This window comes from Trebonia sp., assembly GCF_030042015.1.
Classification (GTDB): domain Bacteria; phylum Actinomycetota; class Actinomycetes; order Streptosporangiales; family Streptosporangiaceae; genus Trebonia.
In genome coordinates, this window is record NZ_JASIAL010000568.1 from 1 (window position 1) to 4,591 (window position 4,591).

The 4,591-nt window shown below is 72.5% G+C and carries 6 protein-coding genes; 2 read left to right on the plus strand and 4 right to left on the minus strand.

What is annotated here, in order from left to right; all coding sequences use genetic code 11:
• Window positions 1–788, plus strand: a 788-nt coding sequence (locus Q1N79_RS30220) for a M56 family metallopeptidase (protein ID WP_300614538.1), incomplete at its 5' end; no start/stop codon positions are given.
• Between the two features lie 56 nt (window positions 789–844).
• Here the strand turns inward: Q1N79_RS30220 and Q1N79_RS30225 are convergent.
• From Q1N79_RS30225 to Q1N79_RS30240, 4 genes are all read right to left on the minus strand, one after another.
• On the minus strand, window positions 845–1,192 hold the full coding sequence (locus Q1N79_RS30225; protein ID WP_300614539.1) for a DUF2516 family protein: 348 nt from the start codon (window positions 1,190–1,192) through the stop codon (window positions 845–847).
• A gap of 19 nt (window positions 1,193–1,211) precedes the next feature.
• On the minus strand, window positions 1,212–1,625 hold the full coding sequence (locus tag Q1N79_RS30230) for a helix-turn-helix transcriptional regulator (RefSeq protein ID WP_300614540.1): 414 nt from the start codon (window positions 1,623–1,625) through the stop codon (window positions 1,212–1,214).
• A gap of 228 nt (window positions 1,626–1,853) precedes the next feature.
• The gene (locus Q1N79_RS30235) at window positions 1,854–2,681 is read right to left on the minus strand and encodes a 3-keto-5-aminohexanoate cleavage protein (RefSeq protein ID WP_300614541.1); all 828 of its coding nucleotides are present in this window, start codon (window positions 2,679–2,681) and stop codon (window positions 1,854–1,856) included.
• A 56-nt stretch (window positions 2,682–2,737) separates the two neighbouring features.
• Complete coding sequence (locus Q1N79_RS30240; RefSeq protein WP_300614542.1) at window positions 2,738–3,553, minus strand: sugar phosphate isomerase/epimerase; 816 nt, start codon at window positions 3,551–3,553, stop codon at window positions 2,738–2,740.
• 88 nt (window positions 3,554–3,641) lie between these two features.
• On the opposite strand from Q1N79_RS30240, the gene Q1N79_RS30245 reads away from it, so the two are divergent.
• The coding region (locus Q1N79_RS30245; protein WP_300614543.1) for a DNA repair protein RadA at window positions 3,642–4,591 on the plus strand (950 nt) is incomplete at its 3' end.

A 4,591-nucleotide genomic window follows, 5' to 3' on the forward strand; every position in this document is an offset into this window, starting at 1 on the left:
TGCTCGCGGTCGGCGTCGGCGGGCAGGGCGCGCCGCGGGCGGGCGTGGTCGGCGGCCTGACCACGCTGGCCGTCCGGCTGGCGGCCGGGCGGCTGCCTGGCCCGCACCAGTCACCGTTCATCACCACCGCGCGGGTGGCCATGCTAGCCGCCGGGTTCGCCCTGCTTGGCGTGCTCTGCTGGGTGCTCGTGATGGCCTTCGCCGACGCGATCGGCGCCAGGCGGCGGCAGCGGGAACTGCTCGCCCTGCTCGCGCACGGCGATCCCAAGGCGCCCGGCGCGCTCGTGATCGACTACCCGGCGGCGGCCGCCTACTGCCTGCCGGGCATCCGGTCCAAGATCGTCGTCAGTGCCGGCACGCTGGACCTGCTCGCCCCCGCCGAGCTTGCCGCCGTGCTCGCCCACGAACGAGCACACCTGCGCGCCAGGCACGATCTCGTGCTGATTCCGTTCACCTCGCTGCGCCGGGCCTTTCCCCGCTCTCGGGTGGTCGCACAGGCGCGCCAGAGCGTGGCGCTGCTCGTGGAGATGATGGCCGACGACCGCGCGCTGCGGGTCCGCGGGCTGGTGGCCAGGCAGCTGGCAACCGCGCTGCTGCGGTTCGGCACCGCGGGCACCGGATGCGCCCCGGCCGGAGCGCTCGCCGTAGCCGAAGGCGAGCTCACCGCGCGGGTCAACCGGCTGCTGGCCCCGCCGCCGCCGCTGTCCCGTCCGGTGCAGGCCGCGATCGTGCTCGCCGCCGCCCTGCTGGCCGCCGCACCGGTCCTGCTGCTGGTCACTACTCCGTGATCCATTAGCCCGAACGGACACGGCCGACTGCGGCGGCGGTCACTATCTGCGGCTGGTCACCATTGGCCGTACGGGCCCGTCCTGCTGTTACTGCCGCGGCGGCGGAAGTCCCGCACCTTCGGGCGGACGTCGGCAAGGTAGATCGCGGCGGCCACGAACGCCGCCACGGACAGGATTCCGACGATGCCGCCGTAGACGGCGGTGTACAGCCCGAGCACGAAGGCGACGCCGAGGATGATCAGCCAGATCACCTTCTTCAGCTTGCCTACCGCGACGAACGCCTGGGCCGGCCGGATGATGGCGTCGACGAAGGCCCAGGCCTCCACGACGAACGCCGCCACCCCCAGCGCCACGAAGAAGTAAGTGAGCGGGGCGTACGCTCCGTTGCCCAAGATTCCGACCACGGGTCCACGCTACCTTGTCCTAGGCGGGGTCGGTGTCCTGTGCGGCGTCCTGTGCTGCCTCGGGATGGTCGCGGACCACCGAAATCACCTCGGCGGTGGGCGGCGTCGGCTTGCCCTCCCGGCGGAAGGACTCGTAGATCTCGATCAGGACCTGCTTCTGCCGTTCGGTGAGCGAGGGGTCGGTAAGCAGCGCCGAACGGACGCCGGAGTCGGCCGGACGGTCTTCGAGGATGCCGGCCTGCACGTAGAGCGCCTCCGCGGAAATCCGCAGTCCCTTGGCGATCTGCTGGAGGATGTCCGCGCTGGGCTTGCGCAGCCCGCGCTCGATCTGGCTGAGGTACGGGTTGGAGACGCCTGCGGCGTCGGCCAGCTGGCGCAGGGAGATCTTGGCCTGCTCGCGCTGCTGGCGGATGTAGTCACCGATTGTGCTCATGTCCCCATGATAACCCTCCTGCTTGCAAATGCAAATCCCTAGCTAGCAAGACGGGCGGCGTGCCGGCGAGCCCGCCGATGGGTCCGATTCGCCCCGGCTGATCGCGATTGCCCGGTCGGCCCGGCCGCGGCCGCCACGGACCCGGTCTGGCGCTGGTTCCCCCGCCGCCAGCCCTGTTGTCGCGGTGGCCCCCACCGGCAACAACGGCGCGCACCCGCCGGCGGCCGGCTACGCCGGCGGGCCGATGCCGAGGAATTCGCGTGCCTGCGCCGGGGTCATCGGGGGGCGCTGTGCGAGGCTGGCGAGGTCCGCGGCGCGCTGCACCAGCTCCGCGTTGCCGGTGACCGGACGGCCGCGGGAGTAGGTGAGCGTGTCTTCCATGCCGACTCGCAGGTGGCCGCCGGCCGACAGCGCGCCGAACAGCACCGGCAGCGTCGTCCTGCCGATCCCGGTGGCCGACCACGTGGCGCCGCCCGGCAGCGCCTGCACCGCGGCTACCAGCGTGGCGGCGTCGCCCGGCATGCCGCCGGGGACGCCCATCACCAGGTCGCAGTGCACGTGCCCGCCGGCCGGCGGGCCGAACTCGCCGAGCAGCCGGTGCAGCGCGGCGATGTGCCCGAAGTCGAAGAGCTCGAACTCGGGCACCACTGAGCGCTCCTTGGTCAGCAGGTACAGGTCCTTGACGAATCCCCAGGGGTTGGCGAACACGTCGTCGCCGAAATTCACCGTCCCGCAGGTCAGCGAGCAGGCGTCAGGCGCCGCGTCGAGCACGGCCAGCCGCGCGTCGAAGCCGTCGGTGACCGCGCCGCCGGTGGACAGCTGGACGACCAGGTCGGTCGCGGCCCGCAGCGCGGCTACCGTGTCCTTGAGGCGGCCGACGTCGAGGGTGGGCTTGGCGTCGTCGTCCCTGATGTGCACGTGGATGACGGCCGCGCCCGCCCGCCGGCACTGCGCCGCCGTTTCTGTCAGCTCATCGAGCGTCACCGGCAGGGCGGGGACCCGCCCCTTGTCGGCTTCGGCGCCGGTGGCGGCGACGGTGATCAGCGTGCCTGTCATGGTTTTCTGCCTCCCGTTCCGTGCCTCCGTGCCGCCGTGCTCCGCCGGGCGGCGTCTCACACGGCCGGGACCGAGGCCAGGTGGTCCCTGGCGAACGCCAGCGTCTCCGCCAGGTCCGCGAGCCGGTCGTCAACGGTCGCCGCGCGGCGGGTGTTCACCTCGGCGACCACCATGCCCCGATATCCGGTCGCCGCGATCCCGCGCAGCAGTTCGGCGCAGGGCTGCCTGCCGCGGCCTGGCACCAGGTGCTCGTCGGGCACCGGGCCTACGGGCAGGCCGCTGCCGTCGGCCAGATGGACGTGCGCCAGCCTGGTCCCGAGGGTATTCGCCATCACGATCGCGTCCGACCCCGAGGCCGCCGTGTGCGACAAGTCGAGGGTGACGTACGGGACGTCAAGGCCGGTGGGGTCCCAGTGCGGCGCATACCCGGAGACTTCGCTGGCGCCCGCCCGGATCGGGAACATGTTCTCCACGGCGAAGATCACGTTGGTCTCATCCGCGATCTTCGCCAGCCCCCGCTCGAACCCGCGCGCGTACTCCCGCTGCCAGCGGAACGGGGGGTGCAACACGACGACCTTCGCGCCGAGCCGCTCGGCGAGCTCCTTGGCCCGCAGCAGCTTGCCCCACGGCTCCCTGCCCCACACGAGCTGGGTGAGCAGCAGGCTCGGCGTGTGGATGGCGAGCACCGGCACCTGGTGGTAGTCGACAAGCCTCGCCAGCGCGTCGCCGCTCTGGCTGACCGGGTCGCCGTACACCATGATCTCGATGCCGTCGTAACCGAGGCGAGCGGCTTCCGCGAAGGCATCGGGGGTGCGTTCGGGGTAGACAGACGAGGTGGACAGCGCGACGGGAATCGCGGGTAGCTCGGTCACCGCTTCTCCTCCCGCCGTGCTGTTGCCACAACCCAGCTTATGCGCGCGGCGCGGCCCGAATGTCAGGGACCGCCGCTATGGTGCCAGCATGGCCAAGTCAACGGCAGGATTCCGCTGCGCCGAGTGCGGCTGGCAGACGCCGAAGTGGACCGGGCGATGCGGTGAGTGCCAGGCGTGGGGGACGGTCGAGGAGACGGCCGTGCCGCGGCTGGTGCGCGCGGGCATCCGGCCGGCGGGCCACGCAGGCTCCTGGGCGCTCGGCCGCGGCGCCACCGGCGCCCCAGGGGCCCCAGGCGCCCCTGGCGGGCGGCTGGGCGGCGGCCCCGCGAGCACGGCGGCGATGCCGATCGGCAAGGTCGACGCGGCGCAGGCGAGCGCCCGGCCAACCGGCCTGGACGAGCTGGACCGGGTCCTTGGCGGCGGCCTAGTTCCAGGCGCGGTGCTGCTGCTGGCCGGCGAGCCCGGCGTCGGGAAGTCGACCCTGCTGCTTGAGGCCGGCGCCCTGCTGGCCGCGGCGGGACCGGTGCTCTACGTCACTGGCGAGGAGTCGGCCGCGCAGGTCCGGCTCCGCGCGGACCGGATCGGCGCGGTGCACGACAACCTGTACCTCGCCGCGGAAACGGACCTGGATGCCATCATCGCCCACGTCGGAAACGTGCGGCCTCGGCTGCTGATCATCGACTCGGTGCAGACGATCGCGGCCGCCGACGTCGACGGCGTCCCCGGCGGCGTCACCCAGGTGCGCGAGGTCGCCGCGGTGCTGACCGCGGTGGCCAAGGACCAGGCGATGGCCACGATCCTGGTCGGCCATGTGACCAAGGACGGCTCGGTGGCGGGGCCGCGCACCCTTGAGCACATCGTCGACGTGGTGCTGCACTTCGAGGGCGACCGGCACTCGCGGCTGCGGATGGTGCGGGCGGTCAAGAACAGGTACGGCCCGACCGACGAGGTCGGCTGCTTTGACCTCGGCGAGTACGGCCTGATCGGGCTCGCCGACCCCAGCGGGCTGTTCCTGTCCCGCCACAGTGAGCCGGTACC

Bases quoted from the DNA above. Each gene is read 5' to 3' on its own strand.
- Q1N79_RS30230 (WP_300614540.1), bottom strand. From the start codon at position 1,625: ATGAGCACAATCGGTGACTACATCCGCCAGCAGCGCGAGCAGGCCAAG.
- Q1N79_RS30235 (WP_300614541.1), bottom strand. From the start codon at position 2,681: ATGACAGGCACGCTGATCACCGTCGCCGCCACCGGCGCCGAAGCCGAC.